This is a genomic window from Klebsiella ornithinolytica (assembly GCF_030505655.1).
Classification (GTDB): domain Bacteria; phylum Pseudomonadota; class Gammaproteobacteria; order Enterobacterales; family Enterobacteriaceae; genus Klebsiella; species Klebsiella ornithinolytica.
Genome location: NZ_CP130153.1, coordinates 2,282,642 through 2,309,104 on the forward strand (window position 1 = coordinate 2,282,642; position 26,463 = coordinate 2,309,104).

Here is a 26,463-nt window from a genome sequence, read left to right on the forward strand (position 1 = left end):
CGATGACCACCGTACTGAAAAAAACCGACGTCGCGATTGTGGGCTTTGGCTGGGTTGGCGCCATTATGGCCAAAGAGCTGACCGAAGCCGGATTAAATGTTGTCGCCCTGGAGCGCGGCCCGATGCGCGATACCTGGCCTGACGGTGCTTATCCGCAGGTGGTTGACGAGCTGACTTACAATATTCGCCGTAAGTTATTCCAGGATCTGTCGAAAAGCACCGTCACTATTCGTCATAACACCAGCCAGCAGGCGGTACCGTATCGCCAGCTGGCGGCCTTTTTGCCGGGGACCGGCGTCGGTGGCGCCGGACTTCACTGGTCCGGGGTCCATTTCCGCGTGGATCCGATAGAACTGCGCATGCGCAGCCACTATGAAGAGCGCTACGGCAAAAGCTTTATCCCGCAGGATATGATTATTCAGGATTTTGGCGTCACCTACGACGAGCTGGAGCCCTTCTTCGATAAGGCTGAAAAGGTCTTTGGCACCTCCGGTACCGCCTGGTCGGTGAAGGGACAGGTAGTCGGCAAAGGGCGCGGCGGCAACGCCTTTGCGCCGGACCGTTCGGACGACTTCCCGCTGCCGGCGCAGAAAAACACCTGGTCGGCGCAGCTGTTTGAGAAAGCGGCGCGGGAAGTGGGTTACCACCCCTACAATCTGCCGTCGGCGAACACCTCGGACTCCTACACCAACCCTTACGGCGCGCAGATGGGGCCGTGCAACTTCTGCGGCTACTGCAGCGGCTACGCCTGCTACATGTATTCCAAAGCCTCGCCGAACGTCAACATCCTGCCCGCGCTGCGCCAGGAAAAACGCTTTGAGCTGCGCACCAACGCTAATGTTCTGAAGGTCAATCTGACCGCCGATAAGCAGCGCGCCACCGGCGTGACTTACGTCGACGGACAGGGGCGCGAAATGGAGCAGCCGGCAGATCTGGTGATTATCGGCGCCTTCCAGTTCCACAACGTTCACCTGATGCTGCTTTCCGGCATCGGCAAACCCTACGATCCGCAAACCGGGGAAGGGGTGGTGGGTCGCAACTTCGCCTATCAGAATATGACCACCATCAAGGCTATTTTTGATAAGAATACCTTTACCAATCCGTTTATCGGCGCCGGTGGTAACGGTGTCGGGGTGGATGACTTTAACGCCGATAACTTCGACCATGCCGAGGCCGGCTTTGTCGGCGGCTCGCCGTTCTGGGTCAACCAGGCCGGGACCAAACCCATCTCCGGACTTCCGGTTCCTCCGGGGACGCCGGCGTGGGGCAGCAAGTGGAAATCGGCGGTTGCCGATACCTACACCCATCATCTGTCGATGGACGCCCACGGCGCGCACCAGTCCTACCGCCAGAACTATCTCGATCTCGACCCGAACTACAAAAACGTCTTCGGCCAGCCGCTGCTGCGAATGACCTTTGACTGGCAGGAAAACGACATCAAGATGGCGCAGTTCATGTTCGATAAGATGGCGCCGATCGCCAAAGCGATGAAGCCGAAATATCTGCTCGGCAGCCCGAAAAATGCCAACAGCCACTTTGACACCACCAGCTACCAGACCACCCATATGAACGGCGGCGCGGTAATGGGCGAAGATCCGAAAACCAGCGCGGTGAACCGCTATCTGCAAAGCTGGGACGTGCATAACGTCTTCGTTATCGGCGCTTCGGCCTTCCCGCAGGGTCTGGGATATAACCCGACGGGGACGGTGGCCGCGCTGGCCTACTGGTCAGCAAAAGCGATCCGTGAACGGTACCTGAAAAACCCGGGTCCACTGGTGCAGGCATAAAGGAAGGCAAATGATGAAAATGCAATGGTTATCGGCACTGGTGCTCGGTGCGTTAAGCTGTGCGGCGTTTGCCGAAGAGGCTCCCGCGGACAGCAATTTGATTCAGCAGGGCGAGTATCTGGCGCGGGCCGGGGACTGCGTGGCCTGTCACACCAACGGTAAAGAGGGGAAACCTTTTGCCGGCGGCCTGGCGATGGAGACGCCTATTGGCACGATTTACTCCACCAACATTACCCCGGACAGCGCCCACGGCATCGGCGGCTATACCTTCGAGGAGTTCGACGACGCGGTGCGCAAAGGGGTTCGCAAGGATGGCTCAACCCTCTATCCGGCGATGCCGTACCCGTCATTCGCCCGGGTGAGCGAAGCGGATATGCGGGCGATGTACGCCTACTTTATGCATGGCGTGGCGCCGGTTGCCGAGGCGAATCGCGATACCGATATTCCGTGGCCGCTGTCAATGCGCTGGCCGCTGGCGTTCTGGCGCGGGATCTTCGCTCCGACGCCGGCCGATTTTGTCGCGAATCCGCAGGTCGACCCGGTGCTGGAGCGCGGGCGCTATCTGGTGGAGGGACTCGGTCACTGCGGGGCCTGCCACACTCCGCGTAGCCTGACGATGCAGGAAAAAGCGCTTAGCGAAAGCGAGGGTGACGACTATCTGGCAGGCAGCAATGCGCCGATTGACGGCTGGGTGGCTTCCAGCCTGCGCGGCGAAAATCGGGACGGTCTGGGCACCTGGAGCGAAGCCGAACTGGCGGAGTTCCTGAAAACCGGGCGTAACGATAAGTCCGTGGTCTTCGGGGGAATGAGCGATGTAGTGGAACACAGCCTGCAGTATCTCTCTGACGACGATATCACCGCGATTGCCCGCTATCTGAAATCGCTGCCGCCGCGCGGTGGAAAACAGACCCCGGCGCCGGTTGAAGACAGCGTAGCGAAGGATCTGTGGAAGGGCGATGACAGCAAGCCCGGCGCGGCGCTGTACGTGGATAACTGCGCGGCCTGCCACCGTACCGATGGCGTGGGTTACAAGCGCGCCTTCCCGTCGCTGAAGGGCAACCCGGTAGTGCAGACCGAAGATGCGACGTCGCTCATCCACATCATCCTCACCGGCAGCACCACGCCGGCGGTGAAAAATGCGGTGTCTAATCTGACCATGCCCTCGTTCGGCTGGCGTCTGGATGACCAGCAGGTGGCGGATGTGGTCAACTTTATCCGCACCAGCTGGGGGAACCACGCCTCGCCGGTGAGCGCCAGCGATGTGGCAAAAGTGCGTAAGGACAAGTCGATCGTTCGCGATGAGAAGGCGACAGGTAATGTCGACATCTCGAAACTGCCTGTTTCCGGTCAGTAACCGTCGTGGATGCGCCGCCCGGGTGGCGCATCCCGAACGGATTGTCGACGCTAACGGCGGTCTGAACCAAGGAGAGTACATTCATGCTGCATGCCGAAGGACTGAGCGGCATCTTTGATGACCGGGTGCTGTTCCAGGCGCTGACTCTGACGGTCGGGCCAGGCGAACTCCTGCAGGTGGCCGGCGATAACGGCGCCGGGAAAACCTCGCTGCTGCGGATGCTGTGCGGCCTGACGCGTCCGGAAAGCGGTACGGTGAGCTGGCAGGGCGAACCGCTGGCGAGCGTGCGTGAAGCGTTTCATCGTCAGCTGCTGTGGCTCGGGCATAAGCCCGGCGTCAAAACGGCGCTGACCGCGGACGAAAATTTGCATTTCTTCTTCCCGCAAACCCGGCAGCAGACGCGAGAAGCGGCGCTGGCCGAAATGGGGCTGGCGGGTTATGAAGATGTCCCGCTGAGTCAGCTCTCCGCCGGACAGCAGCGGCGGGTGGCGTTGACCCGTCTGTGGTTGACGTCGGCGACGCTGTGGATCCTTGACGAGCCGTTTACCGCGCTCGACGCGTCGGCTATTGCGACCTTAAGTCGTCGGCTGGAGCAGCATGTTCTGGCGGGTGGCAGCGCGATCCTCACGACTCATCAGCCCCTGCGTCCGCTGGCCTGCGCTCTGCGCACGTTAAGGCTCGGCGCCGGAGAGGAGGAAAACGCATGATGTGGACGCTGTTTGCCCGCGAAATGCGCCTGGCATGGCGCAACGGGGCAGAGATTCTCAATCCGCTGTGGTTTTTCCTGGTGGTGATCACCCTGTTTCCGTTTGGCGTCGGCGCCGACCCGCAGCTGCTGGTACAGATCGCGCCCGGCATTGTCTGGGTTGCCGCGCTGCTGGCGGCGCTGCTGGTGATGGACCGCCTGTTTCGCGACGACTGGCAGGACGGTTCGCTTGAGCAACTGCTGCTGCTGCCGACACCGCTGGTGGCGGTGGTTGTGGTCAAGGTGCTCGCCCATTGGGCGATGACCGGTCTGCCGCTGCTGGTGGTATCCCCGCTGGCGGCGCTGCTGCTGGGGATGGCCCCCCACGATGCCGGCGTACTGGCGCTGACCCTGCTGCTGGGGACGCCGACCCTGAGTTTTCTCGGTGCGGTTGGCGTCGGCCTGACGGTAGGGCTGCGGCGCGGCGGGGTTCTGCTGAGTCTGCTGGTGCTGCCGCTGTCGGTTCCGCTGCTTATTTTTGCCTGCGGCGCCATTCAGGCTGGCGCCGCGGGGCTGCCGGTGGATGGCTATCTGGCGATTCTGGCGGCGTTTTTAGCCGCCAGCGCCACGTTGTGTCCGTTCGCCACCGCCGCCGCATTACGGCTGACGGTGCAATAATTCGCTGCGGTGACGCTGCCGCAGTCATAAAAACAGTAGTGTGAGCAAACGTTATGTGGAAAGCATTACATCAACTGGCGATACCCGAACGGCTGTACGGCCTGTGCGGCCGCTGTATTCCCTGGCTGACGGCCTTGAGCGCACTGCTGCTGGCGGTGGGGCTGGTGTGGGGATTTGTCTACGCGCCGGCGGATTATCAGCAGGGGCAAAGCTATCGGATTATGTATCTGCATGTCCCGGCGGCCATGTGGTCGATGGGCGTCTATCTGGCGATGGCCGTCGCCGCCTTTGTGGGGCTGGTCTGGCAGATGAAAATGGCCGATCTGACGGTGGCGGCGCTGGCGCCGGTGGGCGCCGCCTGCACGGCCATCGCGTTGGTCAGCGGGGCGGCATGGGGGAAACCGATGTGGGGAACGTGGTGGATCTGGGACGCGCGCCTGACGTCGGAGCTGGTTTTGCTGTTTCTCTATGCCGGGATTATCGCCCTCTGGCACGCCTTCGACGATCGCCGTCTGGCGGGCAGGGCGGTCGGTATTCTGGTGCTGGTGGGGGTGGTGAATCTGCCTGTCATTCACTATTCGGTCATCTGGTGGAACACGCTGCATCAAGGGTCGACCAACATGCAACAGTCGATTGACCCCAGTATGCGTCTGCCGTTGCGAATCTGTATTCTGGCCTTCCTGAGCCTGGTGGCCACGCTGACCCTGATGCGCCTGCGCAATTTGATTCTGTTACAGGAGCGGCGCCGGCCCTGGGTCCAGGCGCTGGTCACGGCCCCAAAAGGAGCGGAGAAATGACCCCCGCCTTTTCATCTGTCGCCGCCTTTCTGGCGATGGGCGGCTACGCATTTTATGTCTGGCTGGCGGTGGCGGCGACGCTGCTGATCTTCGGGGTTCTGACGCTGCATACCTGGTGGCAGCGACGGACGCTGTTCCGCGAGCTGAGTCGTCAGCAGGCCCGGGAGCGGCGTATCGCCGCCGCTCGCCGCCGTGCAGAAGCGGAGGGCGCCGATGCAAACGCGTCGTAAAACCCGGCTCGGGATCGCGCTGGCGGTGCTGGTTGGCCTCGGGTTGACCATTGGCCTGACGCTGTATGCCCTCAGCGCCAATATCGATCTCTTCTACACGCCGGGGGAGATCCTGTATGGCAAAACGGAAACTCATCAGCGGCCACATCACGGCCAGCGTCTGCGGATCGGCGGCTATGTACAGCCCGGCAGCGTCAAGCGTGATCCGCAGACCCTGGACGTCAGTTTCCGACTGTACGACGCTCGCGGTGTGGTGGAGGTCAGCTATCGGGGCATTCTGCCGGATCTGTTCCGCGAGGGGCAGGGAGTGGTAGCCCAGGGGGTGCTCGATGGCGATCGGCACATTACCGCCCGGCAGGTGCTGGCAAAGCACGATGAGAACTATACGCCGCCGGAAGTGAAAGAGGCGCTGCAGCCGGAGAAGAAAGGAGAACAACCATGATGCCGGAACTGGGGCACTATCTGCTGTGCCTGGCGACAGGCCTCGCGCTACTGCTGGGCATTTATCCGCAATGGGGCGCGGCGCGGCAGGACCCGCGGCTAATGGCGCTGGCGCGGCCTCTGGCCTGCGCGCTCTTTTTCTGCGTCGCGGGCGCTTTTCTCGTGCTGGTCCATGCCTTCGTGGTCAATGATTTCACCGTGCGCTATGTCGCGGATAACTCGAACAGCGCGCTGCCGATGTGGTACCGGGTCGCGGCGACCTGGGGCGCCCATGAAGGCTCATTGCTGCTGTGGGTGCTCCTGCTGAGCGTCTGGACTTTCGCGGTGGCGCTGTTCAGTCGGCGGATGCCGCAGGACGCCGTGGCGCGGGTGCTGGCAGTGATGGGGACCATCGCCTTCGGCTTTCTGCTGTTTATTCTGTTCACCTCGAATCCGTTTGCCCGCACGCTGCCGCTCTATCCGGTTGATGGTCGCGACCTTAATCCGCTGCTGCAGGATATCGGCATGATTTTCCATCCGCCGATCCTGTATATGGGCTACGTGGGCTTCTCGGTGGCGTTCGCCTTTGCGATTGCGTCGCTGCTCGCCGGACGGCTGGATACCGCCTGGGCGCGCTGGTCGCGTCCGTGGACCCAGGCGGCATGGGTATTCCTGACTCTGGGTATCGTGCTGGGCTCTGCCTGGGCCTACTACGAGCTGGGATGGGGTGGCTGGTGGTTCTGGGATCCGGTGGAGAACGCCTCGTTTATGCCATGGCTGGTGGGGACGGCGCTGCTGCACTCCCTGGCGGTCACCGAGCAACGCGGGAGCTTCCGGGCCTGGACCGTGCTGCTGGCGATTGCCGCCTTTTCACTGTGCCTGCTGGGAACCTTCCTGGTGCGCTCCGGGGTGCTGGTGTCGGTCCATTCGTTCGCCTCGGATCCGACGCGCGGGCTGTTTATTCTGGCGCTGCTGGTGGTGGCTATCGGCGGTTCGCTGCTGCTGTATGCCCTGAAGGGGGGGCAGGTACGGGCGCGAGTCGAACATGCGCTGTGGTCGCGAGAGTCGTTTCTGCTGGGGAACAATATTTTGCTGATCGCCGCCATGCTGGTGGTTCTGCTCGGCACGCTGCTACCGCTGGTGCACAAAGAGCTGGGGCTTGGCAGTATCTCGATCGGCGAACCCTTTTTTAATCTGCTGTTCACCGCGCTGATGGCGCCGTTTGCGCTGCTGCTGGGTCTGGGACCGTTGATCCGCTGGCGACGCGACCAGCCGGGCAAGCAGCTTAAGCGGCTGGCGATTGCGCTGCTGGTGACATTGTCACTTTCTCTGCTGCTGCCGTGGCTGTTGCAGGACCGGATTGTCGCCATGGCGGTTCTGGGTCTGATGATGGCGATTTGGGTACTGCTCTTTGCCCTGATTGAAATCCATGAACGGGCGACCCACCGGCACGGTTTCTGGCGCGGCCTGCGGGTGATTTCGCGCAGCCAGTGGGGAATGGTGCTGGGTCACGTTGGCGTGGCGGTCACCGTTATCGGGATTACCTTCAGCCAGAACTACAGTATTGAGCGCGACGTACGGATGAAAACCGGCGATAGCATCGATATTCATCGCTACCATTTCGTGTTCGACGGGGTGCGCAACATCGTCGGCCCGAACTGGACCGGCGGTGAAGGAGTGATTACGGTGACGCGCAACGGTCGCCCGGAGGCAACGCTGTACGCGGAAAAACGTTACTACAGCGCCAGCCGTATGATGATGACCGAAGCGGCGATCGGCGGCGGTTTGACGCGCGATCTGTATGCCGCGTTGGGGGAAGAGCTGGACGATGGCAGCTGGGCGGTGCGTCTGTACTACAAACCGTTCGTGCGCTGGATTTGGTTCGGCGGCGGCCTGATGGCCCTTGGCGGCCTGTGCTGCATGCTCGACCCGCGCTACCGGATGCGTAAACAACGGCAGGAGGCACAATGAAGCGCAGGCTGCTTTTTATTCCGCTGGCGCTGTTTCTGCTGCTGGCGATGGCGCTGTTCTGGCAATTGATGCGTAACGCCGAGGGCGACGATCCGACGATGCTCGAATCTGCGCTGATCGGCAAACCGCTGCCTGAGTTTCGCCTTGAGGCGTTGACGGCGCCGGGAAAAACCTACAGCCGTGCGGCGCTGATCGACGGGAAACCGCTGCTGCTGAATGTCTGGGCCACCTGGTGCCCGACCTGTCGCGCCGAACATCAGTTCCTGAATGCGCTGTCCGGGCAGGGGGTTCGCGTCGTCGGGCTGAACTACAAAGATGACCGGCAGAAGGCGGTGAACTGGCTCGACAGTCTCGGCAACCCCTATGCGCTGAGTCTGTTCGACGGCAGCGGCATGCTGGGGCTTGATCTGGGCGTATATGGCGCGCCGGAAACCTTTCTGATTGATGGCCAGGGCATAATTCGCTGGCGTCACGCCGGCGATCTGAACGCCCGGGTGTGGCGCGAACAGCTCCAGCCGCTATGGCTGAAATATACCCAGGAGCCGGCAGCATGAGGCGCTGGATACTGGCGCTGATGGCGCTGCTGCTCGCCGGCCAGGCGCTGGCCGCCATCGACACCTGGCAGTTCAAAAACGAAGCGCAGGAGCAGGCGTTTCGCGAGATCACCTCGCAGCTGCGCTGCCCGAAGTGCCAGAACAACAGTATTGCGGACTCGAATGCGATGATCGCCGCCGATATGCGGCTGAAGGTTTATGAGCTGATGCAGCAGGGACAAAGCAAAGATCAAATCATCGCCTATATGGTGGCGCGCTACGGCCATTTCGTCAGCTATGAACCACCGTTGACCGCCGGGACCTTACTGTTGTGGCTGGTTCCGGGGCTGTTTGTTATCGCCGGTGTCGCGCTGCTGGTGGCGCGAACCCGACGTCGCGGTGGCGCAAGCGCTGCGCTGAGTGAACAAGAGCGTCAGCGGCTGGCGGCGTTACTGAACAAAGGAGAGGATTGATGACCCTGTTTTTATTGCCGGCGCTCCTGATGTTGATCGGGGCGCTGGCACTGCTCTATTTTCCGTGGCAGGGGAAGGCGGAGGCGGATCGCGATAGTCTGAACCGGACGCTGTACCAGACGCGGCTCGACGAGCTGGCGCAGGAGGACAACGTTGCCGACCGGGAAGCGATGGTGGTTGAACTGCAGCGTACGCTGCTGGCCGATATTCCCGACGTCACGCCGGCAAAAGTCCGCCCGCTCAGCCGTTGGGTGCTGCTGCCCGGCGCGGCGGCGCTGGTACTGTTGAGTAGCGGGATCTTCCTTAAAACCAGCGATATTGGCCAGGTGTTGCTCTGGCAGCAGGCGGAACGTCAGACTCCTGCGCTGCTCCGGCAGGTGCAAGACCCAACGGCGGCGCCGCTGCGGATGGATCAGCTGGCTCAGCTCAGGCTCGGGCTGCGCAGCCAGTTACAGGATCGGCCTGACGATCTTGCTGGCTGGCAGCTGCTGGGACGTATTGCCCTGTTGCTCAACGATGGCGAGACGGCGATCGGCGCCTTTGCCCGCGCCCATCAGCTGGCGGCGGGCGATCCGCTGGCCGCATTCGATTACGCCAGCGTACTGGTGCGGGCCGGCGATAGCGGCCAGCTGCGGATGGCAGAACTGCTGCTGCGCGAACTGCATCAGCGGCAGCCGCACAATCTGCCGGTGCTGGAACTGCTGGCGCTGAGCGCGCTGCGTAGCGAAGATTACCCGCAGGCGGTTGCGGCATTGCAACAACTGCTGGATATATTGCCGGCGAACGATGCGCGACGTCAGGCCATTGAACGCCAGCTGGCGCAGGCGAGCGCGCGTTAATCGTCCGGGATAATCATTGCCCGCCGGGCCGCGGGGGGCGTTTATCGCCCGAGCGACCAGCACATAAAAAAAGCCCCTGTTTCGCGGCAGGGGCAAACCATGTCAGAGCATCATGGAATTAGTTAAAAACCATACCGCCGTCGATCAGTAGCGACTGGCCGGTCATATAGTCGGAGTCCGGGCTCGCCAGATACGACACGCAGGCCGCGACGTCTTCCGGTTCGGATAAACGTCCCAGGGTGATGCGTTTCGCGAACTCGGCCGTACCGTAGCCCAGCGGTTTACCCGCCGCTTCCGAAACCTGACGATCGATCTCTGCCCACATTGGGGTTTTGACGATCCCCGGACAGTAGCCGTTAACGGTGATCCCCAGCGGCGCCAGGTCGCGGGCGGCGGTCTGGGTCAGGCCGCGCACGGCGAATTTACTCGAACTGTAGACCGCCAGCTCCGGATTGCCGACGTGCCCGGCCTGGGAACAGGCGTTGATGATTTTCCCGCCGTGGCCCTCTTTTTTAAAGGCGTCGACGGCCGCCTGAATGCCCCAGATGACGCCTTTGACGTTGATGTTATAGACCTTATCGACGGTCTCCTCGACGATCGCTTCGATCGGCGTCGACGGGGCGATGCCGGCATTGTTGACGATAACGTCGAAACCGCCCAGCGCTGTACGCGCCTGTTCGACGGCGGCGAAAACCTGTTCACGGCGCGCGACGTCTACCTTAAGCGCCAGCGCCCGGCCGCCGTGCTGGTTGATCTCGGCGGCCACGGCTTTCGCCGCGGTATCGTTGTAATCGGCAATGGCCACGGCAAATCCGTCTTTAACCAGGCGCAGCGCGATAGCTTTACCGATGCCCTGAGCGGCGCCGGTGACAAGGGCGACTTTTTGCATATTTCTTTCCTTTTTGTAGTGACTCACAGTATTTGGCTGAGATGGAGTTGCCCCATCAGCAGAGGGTTATCGCGGTAGTCGACCGGAATAGCGACCACCGCCGGGCCATCGACGTCCATGGCGGCACGTAATGTCGGCTCCAGCGCGTCGGCGCTCTCCACCGAAAAGCCTTTGGCCCCGAAAGATTCGGCGTAGGCTTTGAAATCAACCGGACCGAACTCTACGCCGGAGAGGCGCTGGTATTTTTTCTGTTCCTGAATCGCCACCATGTTGTAACCGTTGTCGACCCAGATGATATGCAGGATATTGGCCTGCAGCCGGACGGCGGTCTCCAGCTCCATGCTGGATTGCAGGAACCCGCCGTCGCCGGAAACCGAGACCACTTTGCGCTGCGGATTGACCAGCCAGGCGCCGATTGCCCACGGCAGCGCGACGCCCATCGTCTGCTGACCGTTGGAAATCATCACCTGGCGGGCGCGGAAGCTGTACAGATAGCGGGCGATCCAGATATGGAAGCTGCCCATGTCGACGGTGAGGGTGACATCGCTGTTGACGATATCCTGCATCGCCCGCACGATGCGCAGCGGATGAAGGGCAAATTGATTCAGCTGCGCGCCGCGGCGGTCGAGCAGCTCGCGCTGATGCTGGCGATCGGTGAGGATCTCCGCCGCCTGCGGGGTTAACACCAGCTTATGGCTGATGCGTCGGGTCAGTTTGTTCAGCGTCGCGGCGATATCACCCACCAGCTCCATATCGGGGGTGTAGTTACGCTCTTCATAAGCCGGCAGCACGTCGATATGTACCAGCGTCGCGTTACCGCGGTTCCACATCGCCGGTTCATATTCGACCGGGCTGTAGCCGATGCAGATGATCAGGTCGGCGAGGTGGAGCAGGCGGTCGCCGGCCTGGTTGTTAAACAGTCCGACCCGGCCGGCGAAGCGCGCAAAGTGCTGCTGATTGACCGCCCCGGCAGCCTGGTAGGTGCTGGTGACCGGAATATGACTCTGTTCCAGCAGCTGGTGCAGGGCGCGGCTGTTTTCCGGCTGGCTGGCCATCAGCCCGAGCAGGAAAACCGGGTTCCTGGCGGCGGCGATCATCTGCGCGACCTTCTCGATCGCCTCGTCAGGGGCCGCGCCCATTTGCGGGGCGTTGCCGACCGGGAGAATCGCGCCGTGGGTGGGTTGATCGACAACATCCTGCGGCAGGCTGATAAAGGCGCTGCCGGGGCGCCCCTGCTCAGCGGCGCGGAAAGCGTTGGAGACAACTTCCGCCAGCGCGTCGGCGGCGGTCACTTCAACGGCATATTTGGTTACCGGGCTGAACATCGCCACGGTATCCATGCTTTGATGGACCAGTTTTGCCTTATCCGCCCGCTTAACCGCGCCACCCAGCGCCACCACCGGATCGCCCTCGCTGTTCGCGGTAGCCATCCCGGTAATCAGATTCGAACAGCCTGGGCCGGAGGTGACCAGCGCGACGCCCGCTTTACCGGTCAGGCGACCGACTGCCGCGGCCATAAAGGCGGCATTAGCTTCGTGGCGCACGGGAATAATCCGGATGGTGGAGTCCAGCAGCGAATCGAAGACTTTATCTATTTTCGCGCCGGGGATGCCGAAGACCTGGCGGACGCCCTGGGCCTCAAGCTGACTGACTATCATATCCGCGCCGTGCGCCCACTGGCGTTCGTGACGTTGATTGTCCATATGAAGCTCCTTAATTTTCTACCGCGCGAATGGCGGCGTCGAGATTGTCAGGATGCAAATCGGCCTGGAGAAAAGCGCTGTCGGCCGGGAGGTCAATCAGCAGTTTGTGGATCTCGCCGAAAGTCAGCACGCCGCTATCGAGCTGGTAATCCAGCAGATGGCCGCCGCCCTGACGATCGTCGGTGATGAAGTGTTCGTGATACCCGGCGACGTTAATCCCCTGCATATGCTGCGGGGTGCGAAAACCGACCAGTATCCCTTTGCGCTGGTTGAAGCGGAACACCGGCTGGTCGTCCAGAACATCGGTCATCGCCCGGTAGGGGGGAGTCTGGCGGGGTACGGTCCGGGTATGGGCGTGGCGAAAATGGCCGTCGATATGCAGGGCGCAGAACAGATTGTCGGAGGGGATCTGTCGGTCGATGATCTCATGCAACTGCTGGCGGTTTACCGGGTGGTCGAAGCTGACGCGGTGCTGCGGTCGAAACCAGGTCATCACCGCGAACGGTGTTTTTTGGTCCCCGCGGGCTTTGCGCGCGCTGCCGTCGGCGCGCAGCTGGTAGACCTCGCTGCTGAAGGCGATCAGTTCGCCATCGAGTTCGTTAAAGGTTCCGAGACCGAAATCGCCGTGGGTGAGCAGGTCGGCGATGGTGGTATTGCCCTCATAGACGCCGCTCAGGAGCGCGCTCATCAAAGAGGTCTGATAGAGCACGTTATCAGGCTGCTGGGCAGAAAAACCGCGTACGGTTTCGCACAGGCTTTGCTGGCAGGTGCATGCAGAAGAATGGGTCATCAGAGACTTCCTCGTTCAACAAATATAAGAAAGATTAAATAATTGTTGACCCGATTCAGCTCTCAGTTCCAATATACAAAGCATGCTGGTTTGAGACGTTTTTGATATGGAACTTCGTTATCTACGCTATTTTGTCGCCGTGGCCGAGGCGCGAAATTTCACCCGCGCCGCCAGGGAGCTTGGCATCTCTCAACCGCCATTAAGTCAGCAAATTCAGAGGCTTGAGAGGGAGATTGGTACGCCATTGCTGCGCCGTCTGACGCGGGGAATTGAGCTGACGGAAGCGGGAGAATCGTTTTATGAAGATGCCTGCCAGATCCTTGCTCTGAGCGACGCGGCGCTGGAAAAGACCAAAGGTATCGCCCGCGGGATGAACGGCAGGCTGGCGTTAGGTATCACCAGTTCTAATGCTTTTCATCCGCAGATTTTCGCGCTGCTGCGCCAGTTTCAGCGCCGCTATCCGGCGGTCGCCCTGCGCCAGGTCGAAGGCAATATGGCGGCGCTGATGAGCGCGCTGGGGGAAGGGGAGCTGGATATCGCCTTTGTGCGCCTGCCGTGCGAAAGCAGCAAAGCGTTTAACCTGCGCATTATCGATGTGGAGCCGATGGTTATCGCCCTGCACCGTGACCACCCGCTTGCCGGTGAGAACGCGCTATCGCTGGTACAACTGCAGGAGACCGCGCCGATTCTGTTTCCGCGTGAGGTGGCCCCGGGACTGTATGAGCAGGTCTTTAATAGCTGTTTGCGCGCCGGTATCGATATGCAGCAGGCGAGTCAATCTTCGCAACTCTCCTCCTCCTTAAGCATGGTGGCTGCCGGATTTGGTTTCGCGCTGGTGCCACAGTCGATGACCTGTATCCACCATCCCGACGTCATCTATCGCCCGTTATCGGGGACGCCGGTGACGACCGATGTTGCGATTGCGTGGCGGCGATTCGAACGATCGCGAACGGTAAAACGTTTTCTGGAGATGTTTTAGCCGCTCCGGTGGGCTATCGGAGCCGTATCAGCGGTCGGGTTGTGGCTATGAGAGGTAGACGTTAGCCGCCGTCGGACCGCGCAGGCCGTTGACCCGGCGAAATTCAACGCGAATACCTGGAATTATGGTTTCTGATTCACCAGGGGATAATGCAGAAATATGGACCTGAACGTCTTTACGACCATCGGAGGGAATTATAAGGCCTTTGCCGGTTTTATTATCAAACGCTTTGACAATGCCTGTCATTTTTTGGAACAAATAAAATCCTTGTAAAAATAAGTACCGGCGAACTATACATTAATCGAACAATAAAGCTATCGATTTAATTTTTTACCGGAGCAGGCTTCCGGACGGCTAAAATAAACCTTGCTAATAAATATACCCTGTGCCTTAATAGCCAGGTCGGTTTGTAAGACAGAAAGCAGTTCACTAAAGCAGTCCTCATTTCCAGGCGTTATCGCTGATACCTCCTTCCTTGAGTCCCTCCATTAAGTGTTAAGTTGATTCTGTAGCGCAAACCAGTTTGCCGATTAAGGGCTCATAAAAAGGAATATCGAATGTCGAATAAAATGACTGGTTTAGTCAAATGGTTTAACGCAGATAAAGGCTTCGGCTTCATTACGCCGGCCGACGGCAGCAAGGACATCTTCGTCCACTTTTCTGCGATTCAAAGCGAAGACTTCCGCACCCTGTTTGAAGGGCAGAAGGTTGAGTTTGTGGTCGGCAGCGGCGCGAAAGGCCCGGCGGCGACAAACGTTTCCATCGTAGGCTAAGTATGCTGAACATGGGCGGGTCTGCGATAACGAAGACGGCAGCAGCCTGAGTAGACAGATTTACCCGTGGAACAGACAGAATAGATTTATTTAAAACCCGCCAGAGTGCGGGTTTTCTATTTGCCAAAAAAATAACAACCGATTGTGCCATTCATTCAAGGTGATAAGAATAATCTAATCAGTGTTGGATTTCGTGGAACAATCAGCGTCTGGCATCTAGAGATTAAGCAGCATTTTTTGCTGTTGTCTGGAAGAGTTTGTGGCAGTAGGGGCAAATGAGCTGGGCGCCTTTTTGTACTCGGCTGAAGCTGTGTTCTGAATCCTGGGAGCAATTAGGGCAGGTGCATTTTACAAGATAATTACGGCGGCTTTTGGCATCTTTTCGATCTGACATATGATTTCCTTCCTGATTTAATGGCCTGAAACCATACATCATTATTAAATAAATAGCCCGAACTCATTGTCTTTTGCCGAAAATAAACCGACGGCAGGAAAATATCCCGCCGGAAAAATGAGGCGCCTGCTCAGCAGGAACGGGCGCCTCCTGAGCAGGTTGTCGGTTATTGCGCGACCCAGCCGCCGTCCATGTTCCATGCCGCGCCGCGCACCTGGGCGGCGCCTTCGCTACAGAGAAACAGCGCCAGTTCACCCAGCTGTTCCGGGGTGACAAACTCGCCGGAGGGCTGCTTTTCCGCCAGCAGCTGTTCGCGGGCCTGCTCAGGGTCGCTACCTTCAGCGATGCGTTTATCGATCTGCTGCTGTACCAGCGGGGTTAGCACCCAGCCGGGACAAATCGCATTGCAGGTCACGCCGGTTCTGGCTGTCTCCAGCGCCAGCGTTTTGCTCAGGCCGATCACGCCGTGTTTGGCCGCGACGTAGGCCGACTTATCCTTCGAGGCCACCAGGCCGTGAACCGAGGCAATATTGATAATGCGCCCCCAGTTACGCGCCCGCATCCCGGGGAGCGCCAGACGACTGGTGTGAAAAACGCTGGAGAGGTTGATAGCTATAATATCGTTCCACTTCTCTACGGCAAAATGCTCCACCGGCGCCACGTGCTGGATCCCGGCGTTATTAATCACAATATCCACGCCGCCAAATTGTGCCTCGGCGTAGGCCATCATCGCCTCAATTTGCTGCACATCGCGCAGGTCGGCATCGTGATATCCCGGGGTTTTGCCGATTTGCGCCACTTCCGCGCGCGCGGATGCGCTATCGCCAAAGCCGTTGAGGATCAGCTGCGCGCCGGATTTTGCCAGTACCTTCGCGATCCCTAAACCGATACCGCTTGTTGAGCCGGTGACCAGCGCCACCTTTCCGTTCAGATTCATGCTATTTTCCTTCATGATGCCGGTAAAATATTGTCGCATCAGACAATGCCGGTTAAATAGAAGACGGCAATGACAAACAGAACCGCCAGACTTTTAATCAGGGTAATGGCAAAAATGCCGCCGTAGGCCTGACGATGGCTGAGGCCGGTAATCGCCAGCAGGGTGATTACCGCGCCATTATGCGGCAGCGTATCCATACCGCCGCTGGCCATCGAGGCCACGCGATGCAGCACCTCCAGCGGAATATCGGCGGCGTGGGCGGCAGCGATAAAGGTCTCCGACATCGCCGCGAGGGCGATACTCATCCCGCCCGATGCGGAACCGGTAATCCCCGCCAGCACCGTCACGCTGATGGCTTCATTCAGCAGCGGGTTGGGAATGGCCGTCAGCGCTTTTGACAAAACCAGGAAACCGGGCAGCGCGGCAATGACGGCGCCAAAGCCATATTCCGAAGCCGTATTCATCGCCGCGAGAATAGCGCCGCTAACGGCGGTGCGGCTGCCTTCCGCCAGACGCCCGCGGATATTGCGAAAGCCGAACACCAGCACCACGACAATGCCAGCCAGCAGCGCTGCTTCAACGGCCCAGATCGCGGTGATTTTGCCCACTTCGGTGACGATCGGCTTCGCCAGTCCCGGTAAAACCAGCTCGTGAGTGGTACCGTACCACCGCGGGATCCAGCGGGTAAACAGCAGGTTCAGGATCCCAACCAGCAGCAGCGGGGCAATGGCTATCAGCGGATGGGGAAGGTTGATGTTGTCCGGCGTGTCCGGCTCGTTTTGTAAATCCGTGCCGTAACCTTCTCCCGCGTGCTGGGCTTTACGGCGTTGACGTTCCAGCCAGAGCAGACCGAAGGTGATGATAAACAGCGAACCGATCGTTCCAAGCCAGGGGGCTGCCCAGGCGTTGGTGCCAAAGAAACTGGTGGGAATAATGTTCTGGATCTGCGGCGTCCCGGGCAGGGCATCCATGGTGAATGAAAACGCCCCCAGCGCAACGGTGGCCGGAATCAGCCGTTTGGGGATAGCGCTCTGGCGGAACAGCTCGGCGGCAAACGGGTAGACCGCGAAGGCCACCACAAACAGCGAGACGCCGCCATAGGTTAGCAGGGCGCAAACCAGGACGATGACCGGGATGGCGTGACGTCGGCCGAGGATCTGAATGGCGGCGGCGACGATGGCGCGCGAGAAGCCCGACAGCTCAATAAGCTTGCCGAACACCGCGCCCAGCAGAAACACCGGGAAGTAGAGTTTTACAAACCCGACCATTTTTTCCATAAACAGACCGGTAAAGGTCGGTCCTACTGCGCCAGGGTCGGTGAGCAGTACTGCGCCGAGGGCGGCGATAGGGGCAAAGAGGATAACGCTATATCCTCGATAGGCCGCCAGCATCAGTAATGCCAGCGCGGCCAGGGCAATCAAAACACTCATCACGACACCTCACTCTCATTGTTATTGTGGGCTACAGTTCGAGACGCTACGGTTTCAGGGCATAGCGCAGGAGGTGCTCCCGACGCGACTGGATACGCGCCATTCGGGCATTATCCCAGCGATAAAATCCTTGCCCGCTGCGCGCACCGGTCTCGCCCCTGGCGACCTTTTCCGCCACCAGTTCCATCATTTGTGCGCCGCCGGCCAGCTCCGGCAGCAGGTGCTGACAAATATCCTGCACCGTCGCCAGCCCGGTCATATCGGCCGCCTCCAGCGGACCGACCATCGCGTAGCGGCGGCCGAGGGAGGCGCGCATGACCCGATCTACCACTTCCGGTGAGGCGATACCGCTGTGGACGATATGCAGCGCCTCGCGCAGCAAAGCGAACTGCAGGCGATTGCCGACGAACCCCGGCGCCGCACGTTGAAGCACCACCGCTTCCAGCGCCGCGGTGGCGAAAAAGTCGCTCACCAGCGCGGGGAGGTCCGGGCGCGTGGCGCTGCCGGGCACCACTTCCACAAGCGGAATAAAGTGCGGCGGGTGCCAGAAGTGGGCGATTAACAGCCGCTGCGGGTGGATCATACCCGCCGCGAGGCTATCCGGCGGCAGGCCGCTGGTGTTGCTGGCAATGATCGCATCGTCGGCAATCAGCGTTTCCAGCTGAGCGTACAGTGCATGTTTGAGCGGCAAACGTTCGGGAATCGCCTCAATCAGCAGCGTCGATTCCGCCAGATCGCTGAGGCTGGTGGTCCCGGTTAAGCGCGCCAGAACCGCCTGCTGGTGGGCGGCGTCAAATTGTCCGCTCTCCTGCAGTTCATGCAAAATAGCGGCGGCAACGGCAGGGACTTCCGCCAGACGCGTCGGGTCGGTGTCGTAAAGCCGTACCCGGTGGCCGTGGCGAGCAAAGTGGCAGGCGATACCGATACCCATCAGTCCGGCGCCGAGCACCGCCAGCGTTGGTTTATACATAGTGACTCCTGTTAACGTGCGATCGTCATGGCGATACCCTGTCCGCCGCCCACGCAGAGGGTGGCAAGCCCTTTACTGACGCTCCGGCGCTGCATTTCATGCAGCAGGGTGACGAGGATCCGGCAGCCGGAGGCGCCGATAGGGTGGCCGAGGGCAATGGCGCCGCCGTTGACGTTGACCTTGCTGCTCTCCCAGCCCAGGGACTGGCCAACCGCCAGCGCCTGAACGGCAAACGCCTCGTTAGCCTCAATTAAATCCACCTCATCCAGCTGCCATCCGGCCCGGGCCAGCGCCATCTCGCAGGCGCTGACGGGACCAATGCCCATGATCGCCGGATCGACGCCTGCCACGGCGCTGCTGACAATGCGTCCCAGTACCGGCAGTCCCCGCTCCCGGGCTTTGTCAGCGCTCATCAGGAGTACCGCCGCCGCGCCGTCGTTAAGCGAAGAGGCGTTCCCGGCGGTGACGGTGCCGTTTTCCACGCGGAACGCAGGGCGCAGCTGCGCCAGCTGCTCTGGAGTGGTGGCCGGGCGGGGCTGCTCGTCGCGGGTAATGGTCTGCGGCGGTTGCTTCCCCTGTCTGACGACGACCGGCACGATCTCTTGCTCAAAGCGGCCCGCGTCGATCGCCGCCGCCGCTTTCTGCTGTGAACCGGCGGCAAAGGCGTCCTGCTGTTGGCGATCGATGGCATAGCGGTCGGCGAGATTTTCTGCCGTTACGCCCATGTGATAGTCGTTGAAAGCATCCCACAGGCCGTCCTGAATCATGCTGTCCCGCATGCTGCTATGGCCGATGCGTAGCCCGGCACGGGCGCCGTCAATCAGATAGGGGGCATTGCTCATGCTCTCCTGCCCCCCGGCGATGACCACCTGGGCGTCGCCGCTGCGGATCGCCTGCACCGCTTGCTGCACGGCTTTCAGCCCGGAACCGCAAACCAGATTCACCGTCACTGCCGGACAGTCGATCGGCAGACCGGCGCGTAAGGCCGTCTGGCGCGCCGGATTCTGCCCGCAGCCGGCGGTTAAAACCTGGCCGAAAATAAGCTCGTCGACTTCCGTTACCGACAGCGAGCAGCGGGCCAGCAGGCTGCGCACGACTTCGGCGCCGAGGTCAACGGCGGAAAGCGCTGAGAATACGCCACGAAAGCTGCCGATGGGCGTTCTGACCGCACTGACAATCACCACTTCTTTCATGTTGCCTCCTCAGTTGAAACGCATTTCACAGACGTCGTCCGGGACAATCAGGCGTCCGGCGGTTTTGCGCCTGATGTCGTCGAGGGTGACGCCCGGCGCGTGTTCGCGCAGGACGAAGGCCCCGTCGCGTATCTCCAGCAGGGCGAGGTCGGTCAGTACCCGCCGAATACAGCCGACGCCGGTCAGCGGCAAGGTACAGCGCGGCAGGAGTTTGGATTCGCCGCTTTTCGAGGCGTGGGTCATCACCACGATGATGTTTTGTGCCCCGGCCACCAGATCCATTGCGCCGCCCATGCCTTTCACCATTTTTCCCGGGATCATCCACGAGGCGATATTGCCCTCAACGTCAACTTCAAAGGCGCCGAGAACGGTCAGATCGACATGACCGCCGCGGATCATGGCGAAGGACTGCGCGGAGTCGAAGATCGCCGCGCCGGTCCGGGCGGTGACCGTCTGTTTCCCGGCGTTGATCATGTCGGCGTCGAGCTCCGCCTCGTGCGGAAAACCGCCCATACCGAGCAGGCCGTTTTCGGATTGCAGCATGACGTCAACGCCTGCCGGGATGTAGTTGGCCACCAGCGTCGGGATGCCGATCCCGAGATTGACGTAGTCGCCATCGCGCAGCTCCCGGGCGACGCGGATAGCCATTTGTTCGCGAGTCAGCATAATCAGAGGCTCCCTGCGCGCAGCGTGCGCTGTTCAATGCGTTTCTCGAACTGGCCGACGATCAGCCGGTCGACGTAGATGCCGGGGGTGTGGATTGAAGAGGGCGGAAGTTCCCCCGGCGGGACGATCTCTTCAACCTCGACCACCGTAATGCGCCCGGCGGCGGCCATCAGCGGATTAAAGTTTTGCGCCGTATGGCGATAGATAACGTTGCCGTACCAGTCCGCCTTCCAGCCTTTGATGAGAGCGAAGTCGCCGGTGATGGCCTCTTCGAGGATGTAGTGCTTACCGGCAAACTGGCGCACCTCTTTTCCTTCCGCCACCGGCGTACCGTAGCCGGTGGCGGTGTAAAAACCGGGGATGCCTGCGCCGCCGGCGCGAACTTTTTCCGCCAGCGTGCCTTGTGGGGTCAGCTCCACCTGCAGTTCGCCGCTGAGCGCCTGCTGCGCAAAGAGGGCGTTTTCGCCGACATATGAGGCCACCACTTTGCGTACCTGGCGCGTCTCCAGCAGGATGCCAAGACCGAAACCGTCGACGCCGCAGTTATTTGATACCACCGTCAGCCCCTGTACGTTCCGGCGTTTGACTTCGGCAATCAAATTTTCGGGAATGCCGCACAGGCCAAAACCGCCGGCCAGCACGGTCATACCATCCGTTAACCCTTCCAGCGCCGCTTCGTAGCTGGCGACGCGCTTATCCAGTCCTGCCATGTTTCACCTCTGCTGGCTTGCGATGGGGCTATCATTGGCGGCGCAGACTGATTTGTTAATTTTGAATTTGTGACCTACTCATTGGGTTTTCTTATTAATTTGTTGTTAACTAAATTTTTTCAATTAGTTAACGGGATGAAAAATGAGAATGAGTGTCAAACAGTTACGCGCGTTTTTAGCGGTAGCTCACACTCTGAATTTTGCCCACGCCAGCGAACGGCTGAATATTTCGCAGCCGGCCCTCAGTCTGACCATCAAAGGACTGGAGGAGGGGCTCGGCGGCGCATTGCTGCAACGCAGCACCCGCCGGGTGACGCTGACTCAGGAGGGGGAGATCTTTTTACCGATGGCTCGTCAGCTGCTGGCCGACTGGGATAACGCCGAAGAGGCGATGCGCCAGAGCTTTACCCTGCAGCGTGGCAAAATCTCGATCGCGGCCATGCCCTCGTTTGCGGCAAACGTCCTGCCCGAGGTGTTGAAAGCCTTTCGCGATCGCTATGCCGGAATTAACGTGACCGTTCACGATGTGATTAACGAGCAGGTGATAGAAATGGTTCGTGAAGGGCGGGTGGAGATGGGGATCGCCTTTGAGCCGGCGCCAACCAATAATCTGCTGTTTACGCCGCTGGGCGTTGACCGTTTTATCGCGATTGTGCCGAAATCATCGCCCCTGGCCGGTAAACATCGTCTCTCGTGGCGCGAGCTGTTGACGCTGGATTTTATTACGCTGCAGCGGCCTTCGGCGGTCCGCCTGATGCTTGAAGAGGAGCTGGCGCGCAGCGGTCGTCAACTGGATGTTGCGCTGGAGAGTCACCAGCTGGTGACGGTAGGCAGAATGGTGGCCAGCGGCCTCGGCGGCAGCGCCGTCCCGGCGCTCTGCCAGTCACAGATGCAGGCGCTGGGCGCCGTATGTCTGCCGCTGGATAACCCGCCGATTGAGAAGTGTGTCGGGGTGATCCATGCCGGTCATCTGCAGCTGTCGAAGGCGGCGCAGGCGTTGCTGTGCACGCTGAAGGGGGCATTTACGGCTTGACTGACGGGCGAGGATAAAAAAAACCGGCGTGGTTAGCCGGTTCAGGAATCAGATTTTGCAGGCGTCGCCACAATCATCATCGGCAACGATCGCTTCGGCTTTTTTGTCAGCGTCTTCAAGGCGTTCGGCATTGCGCTCTTGCGCTTCTTCCAGACCGCTGAAGACCAGATTGTCGAGATCAATTTCCATGAGTTACCCACTTTAGTTCACTTTTGACTGGGGTCAGATTATAGAGCAAAACCATGCCAGGATGAACCCTCGGCGCCCCGTTACCGCACAGAGCGGTAATAGCGTGGCGCCGCGTGATATTTTCATCTGACGCCAGAAGAGACTGCCAATAATAAGAGTTGACATCCCCCCGCCTTTAATTATAGGCGTGAGAATGATTATCTACCTATTTATTAAATGAAAGGACAACGACTCACTAATCAAGCGTTGACTTGAACTATTTATGATATTATGGCCGCGATTATGGTTGATTCTATGGATCTTGATCAATGGCTCAAACAGCAACAGTTGCCATCAAAGAATGGCGAAAAAATAATAAATTGATTTGTCAAATTAAACTCAAATATAAAAAGGTCTTACGAAAATGCAGAGAAATACCTCTCGCAGGGGGAAAGTATAAGGAATATCAAGCGCTTTGTGATAAATATGTTTGCGCCAGATTAACCGGTGCAACGCAGGGGCTGGTCAGTTTTCAGGATAAGCCGTTCAAAGCCTATTTAAATAAAAAAATGTCAAGAAGAGCCAAGCTGGATATTGCCTATGGCTCCTTGATTTTTATCGAGAAAACCTTTAGCGCAGCCGCGCTGCCACAGCTGTATAACGTGGTGGAGTATGGGCTGACCGTGGCGGAAATTCCGCTGAAAAACGGTAGCCACATTGCGGTGAAATTGCTGGCTTCGCCTTTTCAGGAAGAGGGCGAACTGATGCTATTAATGCTTCAGGATGGAAAACGCATTTACAGCATCTGTTTTTCCTGCACCGAGGATGGCCGGGCTTATATCGGCGGCATTCAGGGAGGGAAGGATATTGCCAATGATGAAATTAAAGTGCTGACTAAAGAGCTGCACGGCACCCGACCGAAAAATTTAATTATCTCTCTGCTATATGGTTTTTTACAGCATAGCGATATTAAAGAGATCTATGCCATCGACTCCGATTTTCACGTCAAAAGCGAGAAAGTACAAACCAGTTATGCTGCGCTGTGGCTGGAAGTCGGGGGCGAAAAACATCGTCGCGGCTGGTATAAATTACCGCCGCAGGAGATCAAAAAAAGTATAGAAGAGGTCAAAAGCAAACATCGCAGTCAGTTTATCAAACGCGAAGGTTTGAAGGAGCTGGCGCAGCTGGAAATGAAGGCTGCTCTGCGGCAAATCAGTGGGTCCCGGCCCGTAAACTAATTTGCACCTACCGGTGTGCTGGCCCACAGGGGGCTGTTGGCCAGCCATCTCCCGCCCGTTTATCCTCCTCTGGTGATTTATCACGCGCTTTATCACCGTTTCTGATGCAACTTCCGTTTATATATTAAAAAATTTTAAACATTTAATGCTGGTTTGTTTTACATAACTTTTACAAATCCATATACTTTATTACGTTCTTCGCTCGGCTCATGAGCGTCCAACCAGGATGTTATGCGGTCTGTATCCGATTTGTTTGGATCGGATGCTGTTAAAAATAAATATATTGGTTATAACGACTAAAGTCGTATGGGATGAGATATGGACGAACAGCGAGGTAGCGGCAGGAGGATCTTCTTCACCGTCTACCGGGTTATATTTGTATTACTCAGTTTTTGTACTGGACTCTTTTTCACTTTCTGGGGCGGTAAGCTCCTGACTCTGGGCGGTAGCGCCTGGTACCTGTTGGCTGGAGTGGCCTATCTGCTTATCGCCATCGGATACCTTATCCGCAGTCAATACGTCCTCCCTTTCACCATCGTGACCTTCTTACTGACCCTTGTCTGGGCGCTTTATGAAGTGCAGCTCAGCTACTGGGGACTGATTCCTCGTCTGGTGGTTCCGGCTCTGCTGCTGATGCTGGGCCTGTGGCTGGCCACAACGCTGCCGGTCAAACGCACCGCGGTCCGCTATGCGAACTGGAGCGCCTCGGCGATTTTCATCGCGCTGCTGGCGACGCTGGTCTCGGCGTTTTCTCCCCACGGTGGCATTCATCATGGCGTGGTGAAAGCCGCCGCCGATAGTAAGCCAACCCTCGCTTCCCAAAGCGACAACTGGGAGTTTTTCGCCCGCGATGCCTCAGGTACCCGTTTTGCTCCATACGATGACATTACCCCGGAGAACGTGAAAAACCTGAAGGTGGCGTGGACCTACCACACCGGCCGCCGGGTAAGCGGCCCGGGGATCGGGGTGGATGAGAATACGCCGCTGCAAATTGGCGATACGCTCTACTCCTGTACGCCGCTGAACGTGGTCACCGCCCTGGATGCGGATACCGGGAAAGCGCGCTGGCGCTTTGACCCACACGCGCAGACCGCAGAGCACGTTACCTGCCGCGGCGTCGGCTACTATGATGTGCAAAACGATACGACGCTGACGGCGCAGGAGAAAGCCAGCCCGGACCTGCAGCAGTGTCCGCAGCGGATTCTGGTCTCTACCGTCGATGCGCGCCTGCTGGCGCTGAACGCCAAAACCGGCGAGCTGTGCGATAACTTCGGCCGCCACGGTAGCGTCGATCTCAAGCAGGGGATGGACAACACCGAAAACAGCAAGCGCTACCATCCGACTTCGACGCCGGTGATCATGGGGCATATTGCGATACTGGGCGGCTGGGTTCGCGATATTATTCACGGCGAACCTTCCGGCGTGGTCCGCGCCTTCGATGTGCGCAGCGGCAACGTGGTTTGGGCCTGGGATGTGGGGCAACCGGAAAATGTGACCGATCCGCAAAAAGGGCGGGTGTACACACTCGAAACGCCGAACGTGTGGACGGTTCCGGGCTTTGATAAAGAGCTGAACCTGGTTTATCTGCCGACCGGCAACGGTCCGCCGGATTACTGGGGCGGCGATCGTAATGAGGCCAAAGAGAAGTACGGCTCTTCGGTGGTGGCGGTGGATGCCAGCACCGGTGAAACAAAATGGGTCTTCCAGACCGTTCACCATGATGTCTGGGACTATGATTTGCCGTCTCAGCCGGTGCTGTTCCATATGAAAAATGACCAGGGCGAAGAGGTTCCGGTCCTGATTCAGACCACCAAAACCGGTCAGATCTATGTTCTCGATCGTCGCACGGGCAAACCGGTGACGCGCGTTGAGGAACGGCCGGTAGCGCACGCAGGCGCAGAAGGCGAACGTCTTTCTACCACGCAGCCGTTCTCGACCGGGATGCCGCAGCTCGGCGTTGAGCCGTTAACCGAGAAATCCATGTGGGGCGTGACGCCGTTTGACCAGCTGATGTGCCGCATTGACTTCAAAGAGTCCACCTACCTTGGAATGTATACGCCGCCGTCAGAGAAGCCGTATATCGAATGGCCGAGCCTGCTGGGCGGCATGAACTGGGGCGGCATCACCATCGATGAACGCACCGGGACGCTGTTTGTTAACGACATGCGTATGCCGCTGAGAATGTCTCTGGTGCGTCAGGAAGATATGGCGAAATACAAGGTCTCCACCGACGAAGTCCCGGGATTTATGGGCACCGTCCGTCCGCAGATCGCCGGGCCATATGGCGGCGTGCGGATCGATATTCTGCAATCCGCGCTGGGGATTCCGTGTAATACGCCGCCGTTCGGCACGATGAGCGCCATCGATCTCAATACTCGTCAGCTGATGTGGCAGGTTCCGATGGGCTCCGTCGAGGATACCGGTCCGCTGGGTCTGAAAACCCACATGCATATCCCGCTGGGTATGCCGACGCTGGGCGGCCCGACCTCGACCGCTTCCGGGCTGATCTTCTTTGCCGGGACCCAGGATAACTACCTGCGGGCGCTGGATTCCGCAACCGGTAAAGAGCTGTGGCGCGCGCGTCTGCCGGTAGGCGCAGTGGCCGCGCCGCTGATCTACAAATCGCCGAAAACGGGCAAGGAGTATGTGGTGATCTCCGCCGGCGGCGCCAGCCACTCCCCGGATGTGGGCGATGATATTATTGCCTATGCGCTGGAAGAGTAGCGCCCTGAAGGCGGCGTATTGAGTTCGCCGCTCCGCCAGGTTAAAACCAGCCAGCGTCATTGCTGACTGGTTTTTTTTTGCCTCAGCTCAGGTGTCGGC

General features: G+C 59.3%; 28 protein-coding genes. 16 read left to right on the forward strand and 12 right to left on the reverse strand.

Going from position 1 to position 26,463, the window contains the following annotated elements:
* Positions 1-2: 2 nt before the first annotated feature.
* The 11 genes from Q1L34_RS10650 (at position 3) to ccmI (ending at position 9,767) form a co-directional block, all read left to right on the forward strand.
* The gene (locus Q1L34_RS10650) at positions 3-1,787 is read left to right on the forward strand and encodes a GMC family oxidoreductase (protein WP_004863011.1); all 1,785 of its coding nucleotides are present in this window, start codon (positions 3-5) and stop codon (positions 1,785-1,787) included.
* A 10-nt stretch (positions 1,788-1,797) separates the two neighbouring features.
* Positions 1,798-3,141, forward strand: coding sequence for a c-type cytochrome (locus Q1L34_RS10655; RefSeq protein WP_004863010.1), 1,344 nt, complete (start codon positions 1,798-1,800; stop codon positions 3,139-3,141).
* Positions 3,142-3,224: 83 nt separating this feature from the next.
* Positions 3,225-3,848, forward strand: coding sequence for a cytochrome c biogenesis heme-transporting ATPase CcmA (gene ccmA / locus Q1L34_RS10660; RefSeq protein WP_015584146.1), 624 nt, complete (start codon positions 3,225-3,227; stop codon positions 3,846-3,848).
* Positions 3,845-4,504: a heme exporter protein CcmB gene (gene ccmB, locus Q1L34_RS10665; protein ID WP_032717706.1), complete on the forward strand. Its 660-nt coding sequence runs from the start codon at positions 3,845-3,847 to the stop codon at positions 4,502-4,504. Before ccmA ends, ccmB begins: the two co-directional genes overlap by 4 nt.
* A gap of 53 nt (positions 4,505-4,557) precedes the next feature.
* Positions 4,558-5,301 (forward strand): heme ABC transporter permease, encoded by a 744-nt coding sequence (locus tag Q1L34_RS10670; RefSeq protein WP_004863001.1) that lies wholly within the window; start codon positions 4,558-4,560, stop codon positions 5,299-5,301.
* Positions 5,298-5,531, forward strand: a complete 234-nt coding sequence (gene ccmD / locus Q1L34_RS10675) for a heme exporter protein CcmD (protein WP_004862998.1) — start codon at positions 5,298-5,300, stop codon at positions 5,529-5,531. The genes Q1L34_RS10670 and ccmD overlap by 4 nt, the downstream gene beginning before the upstream one ends.
* Positions 5,515-5,973, forward strand: a complete 459-nt coding sequence (gene ccmE, locus Q1L34_RS10680; RefSeq protein WP_004862993.1) for a cytochrome c maturation protein CcmE — start codon at positions 5,515-5,517, stop codon at positions 5,971-5,973. Before ccmD ends, ccmE begins: the two co-directional genes overlap by 17 nt.
* On the forward strand, positions 5,970-7,922 hold the full coding sequence (locus tag Q1L34_RS10685) for a heme lyase CcmF/NrfE family subunit (RefSeq protein WP_048024845.1): 1,953 nt from the start codon (positions 5,970-5,972) through the stop codon (positions 7,920-7,922). Before ccmE ends, Q1L34_RS10685 begins: the two co-directional genes overlap by 4 nt.
* Positions 7,919-8,476: a DsbE family thiol:disulfide interchange protein gene (locus Q1L34_RS10690; RefSeq protein WP_004862986.1), complete on the forward strand. Its 558-nt coding sequence runs from the start codon at positions 7,919-7,921 to the stop codon at positions 8,474-8,476. The genes Q1L34_RS10685 and Q1L34_RS10690 overlap by 4 nt, the downstream gene beginning before the upstream one ends.
* Before the next feature lie 8 nt (positions 8,477-8,484).
* Positions 8,485-8,928 carry a cytochrome c-type biogenesis protein gene (locus tag Q1L34_RS10695; protein WP_160873517.1) on the forward strand — a complete coding sequence of 148 codons (444 nt, stop codon included), beginning with the start codon at positions 8,485-8,487 and terminating at the stop codon, positions 8,926-8,928.
* Positions 8,928-9,767: a c-type cytochrome biogenesis protein CcmI gene (ccmI, locus tag Q1L34_RS10700; RefSeq protein WP_088911845.1), complete on the forward strand. Its 840-nt coding sequence runs from the start codon at positions 8,928-8,930 to the stop codon at positions 9,765-9,767. The genes Q1L34_RS10695 and ccmI overlap by 1 nt, the downstream gene beginning before the upstream one ends.
* Positions 9,768-9,885: 118 nt before the next feature.
* On the opposite strand, the gene Q1L34_RS10705 is transcribed toward ccmI, so the two are convergent.
* Genes Q1L34_RS10705 through budA form a run of 3 tightly spaced genes read right to left on the reverse strand, consistent with a single transcriptional unit; the run spans position 9,886 to position 13,149 of the window.
* Positions 9,886-10,656, reverse strand: a complete 771-nt coding sequence (locus tag Q1L34_RS10705; protein ID WP_004862981.1) for a (S)-acetoin forming diacetyl reductase — start codon at positions 10,654-10,656, stop codon at positions 9,886-9,888.
* A gap of 23 nt (positions 10,657-10,679) precedes the next feature.
* Positions 10,680-12,359 carry an acetolactate synthase AlsS gene (alsS, locus tag Q1L34_RS10710; protein ID WP_015584151.1) on the reverse strand — a complete coding sequence of 560 codons (1,680 nt, stop codon included), beginning with the start codon at positions 12,357-12,359 and terminating at the stop codon, positions 10,680-10,682.
* 10 nt (positions 12,360-12,369) lie between these two features.
* Positions 12,370-13,149 carry an acetolactate decarboxylase gene (budA, locus tag Q1L34_RS10715; protein WP_004862971.1) on the reverse strand — a complete coding sequence of 260 codons (780 nt, stop codon included), beginning with the start codon at positions 13,147-13,149 and terminating at the stop codon, positions 12,370-12,372.
* 106 nt (positions 13,150-13,255) lie between these two features.
* Between budA and Q1L34_RS10720 the strand changes: the two genes are divergently transcribed.
* Complete coding sequence (locus tag Q1L34_RS10720; RefSeq protein WP_015584152.1) at positions 13,256-14,128, forward strand: LysR family transcriptional regulator; 873 nt, start codon at positions 13,256-13,258, stop codon at positions 14,126-14,128.
* Positions 14,129-14,173: 45 nt separating this feature from the next.
* Here the strand turns inward: Q1L34_RS10720 and cspF are convergent, their stop codons facing one another.
* The gene (gene cspF / locus Q1L34_RS10725; RefSeq protein ID WP_004862967.1) at positions 14,174-14,386 is read right to left on the reverse strand and encodes a cold shock-like protein CspF; all 213 of its coding nucleotides are present in this window, start codon (positions 14,384-14,386) and stop codon (positions 14,174-14,176) included.
* Positions 14,387-14,685: 299 nt separating this feature from the next.
* Here cspF and cspE point away from each other — a divergent pair, with 299 nt between their 5' ends.
* Entirely contained in the window at positions 14,686-14,901 is a 216-nt protein-coding gene (gene cspE / locus Q1L34_RS10730; protein ID WP_004862963.1) for a transcription antiterminator/RNA stability regulator CspE, read from the forward strand.
* Positions 14,902-15,124: 223 nt separating this feature from the next.
* On the opposite strand, the gene Q1L34_RS10735 is transcribed toward cspE, so the two are convergent.
* From Q1L34_RS10735 to Q1L34_RS10765, 7 genes are all read right to left on the reverse strand, one after another.
* The gene (locus Q1L34_RS10735) at positions 15,125-15,295 is read right to left on the reverse strand and encodes a YnfU family zinc-binding protein (protein WP_213084092.1); all 171 of its coding nucleotides are present in this window, start codon (positions 15,293-15,295) and stop codon (positions 15,125-15,127) included.
* A gap of 166 nt (positions 15,296-15,461) precedes the next feature.
* A complete protein-coding gene (locus Q1L34_RS10740; protein WP_015584153.1) occupies positions 15,462-16,232 on the reverse strand; it encodes a 3-hydroxybutyrate dehydrogenase in 771 nt (256 codons plus the stop codon).
* 38 nt (positions 16,233-16,270) lie between these two features.
* The gene (locus Q1L34_RS10745; protein WP_196770148.1) at positions 16,271-17,665 is read right to left on the reverse strand and encodes a GntP family permease; all 1,395 of its coding nucleotides are present in this window, start codon (positions 17,663-17,665) and stop codon (positions 16,271-16,273) included.
* A 43-nt stretch (positions 17,666-17,708) separates the two neighbouring features.
* The gene (locus Q1L34_RS10750) at positions 17,709-18,632 is read right to left on the reverse strand and encodes a 3-hydroxyacyl-CoA dehydrogenase family protein (RefSeq protein ID WP_015584154.1); all 924 of its coding nucleotides are present in this window, start codon (positions 18,630-18,632) and stop codon (positions 17,709-17,711) included.
* Positions 18,633-18,643: 11 nt separating this feature from the next.
* A complete protein-coding gene (locus Q1L34_RS10755; RefSeq protein WP_015584155.1) occupies positions 18,644-19,825 on the reverse strand; it encodes an acetyl-CoA C-acetyltransferase in 1,182 nt (393 codons plus the stop codon).
* Positions 19,826-19,834: 9 nt separating this feature from the next.
* A complete protein-coding gene (locus tag Q1L34_RS10760) occupies positions 19,835-20,491 on the reverse strand; it encodes a CoA transferase subunit B (RefSeq protein WP_004862947.1) in 657 nt (218 codons plus the stop codon).
* Positions 20,492-20,493: 2 nt separating this feature from the next.
* Positions 20,494-21,201: a CoA transferase subunit A gene (locus tag Q1L34_RS10765; protein WP_004862943.1), complete on the reverse strand. Its 708-nt coding sequence runs from the start codon at positions 21,199-21,201 to the stop codon at positions 20,494-20,496.
* Positions 21,202-21,343: 142 nt separating this feature from the next.
* Here Q1L34_RS10765 and Q1L34_RS10770 point away from each other — a divergent pair, with 142 nt between their 5' ends.
* Complete coding sequence (locus tag Q1L34_RS10770) at positions 21,344-22,234, forward strand: LysR family transcriptional regulator (RefSeq protein ID WP_180553798.1); 891 nt, start codon at positions 21,344-21,346, stop codon at positions 22,232-22,234.
* 48 nt (positions 22,235-22,282) lie between these two features.
* Here the strand turns inward: Q1L34_RS10770 and Q1L34_RS10775 are convergent, their stop codons facing one another.
* Positions 22,283-22,423: a hypothetical protein gene (locus tag Q1L34_RS10775; protein WP_004862935.1), complete on the reverse strand. Its 141-nt coding sequence runs from the start codon at positions 22,421-22,423 to the stop codon at positions 22,283-22,285.
* Positions 22,424-22,731: 308 nt separating this feature from the next.
* Here Q1L34_RS10775 and Q1L34_RS10780 point away from each other — a divergent pair, with 308 nt between their 5' ends.
* A complete protein-coding gene (locus Q1L34_RS10780) occupies positions 22,732-23,640 on the forward strand; it encodes a DUF535 family protein (protein ID WP_004862932.1) in 909 nt (302 codons plus the stop codon).
* A gap of 318 nt (positions 23,641-23,958) precedes the next feature.
* A complete protein-coding gene (locus Q1L34_RS10785; protein WP_044023519.1) occupies positions 23,959-26,364 on the forward strand; it encodes a membrane-bound PQQ-dependent dehydrogenase, glucose/quinate/shikimate family in 2,406 nt (801 codons plus the stop codon).
* Positions 26,365-26,463: the final 99 nt, after the last annotated feature.

What these genes read in the sequence shown, in the direction of transcription:
- Q1L34_RS10650 (WP_004863011.1), top strand. Translation starts at nt 3, where the DNA reads ATGACCACCGTACTGAAAAAAACCGACGTCGCGATTGTGGGCTTTGGC.
- Q1L34_RS10655 (WP_004863010.1), top strand. Translation starts at nt 1,798, where the DNA reads ATGATGAAAATGCAATGGTTATCGGCACTGGTGCTCGGTGCGTTAAGC.
- ccmA (WP_015584146.1), top strand. Translation starts at nt 3,225, where the DNA reads ATGCTGCATGCCGAAGGACTGAGCGGCATCTTTGATGACCGGGTGCTG.
- ccmB (WP_032717706.1), top strand. Translation starts at nt 3,845, where the DNA reads ATGATGTGGACGCTGTTTGCCCGCGAAATGCGCCTGGCATGGCGCAAC.
- Q1L34_RS10670 (WP_004863001.1), top strand. Translation starts at nt 4,558, where the DNA reads ATGTGGAAAGCATTACATCAACTGGCGATACCCGAACGGCTGTACGGC.
- ccmD (WP_004862998.1), top strand. Translation starts at nt 5,298, where the DNA reads ATGACCCCCGCCTTTTCATCTGTCGCCGCCTTTCTGGCGATGGGCGGC.
- ccmE (WP_004862993.1), top strand. Translation starts at nt 5,515, where the DNA reads ATGCAAACGCGTCGTAAAACCCGGCTCGGGATCGCGCTGGCGGTGCTG.
- Q1L34_RS10685 (WP_048024845.1), top strand. Translation starts at nt 5,970, where the DNA reads ATGATGCCGGAACTGGGGCACTATCTGCTGTGCCTGGCGACAGGCCTC.
- Q1L34_RS10690 (WP_004862986.1), top strand. Translation starts at nt 7,919, where the DNA reads ATGAAGCGCAGGCTGCTTTTTATTCCGCTGGCGCTGTTTCTGCTGCTG.
- ccmI (WP_088911845.1), top strand. Translation starts at nt 8,928, where the DNA reads ATGACCCTGTTTTTATTGCCGGCGCTCCTGATGTTGATCGGGGCGCTG.
- Q1L34_RS10705 (WP_004862981.1), bottom strand. Translation starts at nt 10,656, where the DNA reads ATGCAAAAAGTCGCCCTTGTCACCGGCGCCGCTCAGGGCATCGGTAAA.
- alsS (WP_015584151.1), bottom strand. Translation starts at nt 12,359, where the DNA reads ATGGACAATCAACGTCACGAACGCCAGTGGGCGCACGGCGCGGATATG.
- budA (WP_004862971.1), bottom strand. Translation starts at nt 13,149, where the DNA reads ATGACCCATTCTTCTGCATGCACCTGCCAGCAAAGCCTGTGCGAAACC.
- Q1L34_RS10720 (WP_015584152.1), top strand. Translation starts at nt 13,256, where the DNA reads ATGGAACTTCGTTATCTACGCTATTTTGTCGCCGTGGCCGAGGCGCGA.
- cspE (WP_004862963.1), top strand. Translation starts at nt 14,686, where the DNA reads ATGTCGAATAAAATGACTGGTTTAGTCAAATGGTTTAACGCAGATAAA.
- Q1L34_RS10735 (WP_213084092.1), bottom strand. Translation starts at nt 15,295, where the DNA reads ATGTCAGATCGAAAAGATGCCAAAAGCCGCCGTAATTATCTTGTAAAA.
- Q1L34_RS10740 (WP_015584153.1), bottom strand. Translation starts at nt 16,232, where the DNA reads ATGAATCTGAACGGAAAGGTGGCGCTGGTCACCGGCTCAACAAGCGGT.
- Q1L34_RS10750 (WP_015584154.1), bottom strand. Translation starts at nt 18,632, where the DNA reads ATGTATAAACCAACGCTGGCGGTGCTCGGCGCCGGACTGATGGGTATC.
- Q1L34_RS10755 (WP_015584155.1), bottom strand. Translation starts at nt 19,825, where the DNA reads ATGAAAGAAGTGGTGATTGTCAGTGCGGTCAGAACGCCCATCGGCAGC.
- Q1L34_RS10760 (WP_004862947.1), bottom strand. Translation starts at nt 20,491, where the DNA reads ATGCTGACTCGCGAACAAATGGCTATCCGCGTCGCCCGGGAGCTGCGC.
- Q1L34_RS10765 (WP_004862943.1), bottom strand. Translation starts at nt 21,201, where the DNA reads ATGGCAGGACTGGATAAGCGCGTCGCCAGCTACGAAGCGGCGCTGGAA.
- Q1L34_RS10770 (WP_180553798.1), top strand. Translation starts at nt 21,344, where the DNA reads ATGAGAATGAGTGTCAAACAGTTACGCGCGTTTTTAGCGGTAGCTCAC.
- Q1L34_RS10775 (WP_004862935.1), bottom strand. Translation starts at nt 22,423, where the DNA reads ATGGAAATTGATCTCGACAATCTGGTCTTCAGCGGTCTGGAAGAAGCG.
- Q1L34_RS10780 (WP_004862932.1), top strand. Translation starts at nt 22,732, where the DNA reads ATGGCTCAAACAGCAACAGTTGCCATCAAAGAATGGCGAAAAAATAAT.
- Q1L34_RS10785 (WP_044023519.1), top strand. Translation starts at nt 23,959, where the DNA reads ATGGACGAACAGCGAGGTAGCGGCAGGAGGATCTTCTTCACCGTCTAC.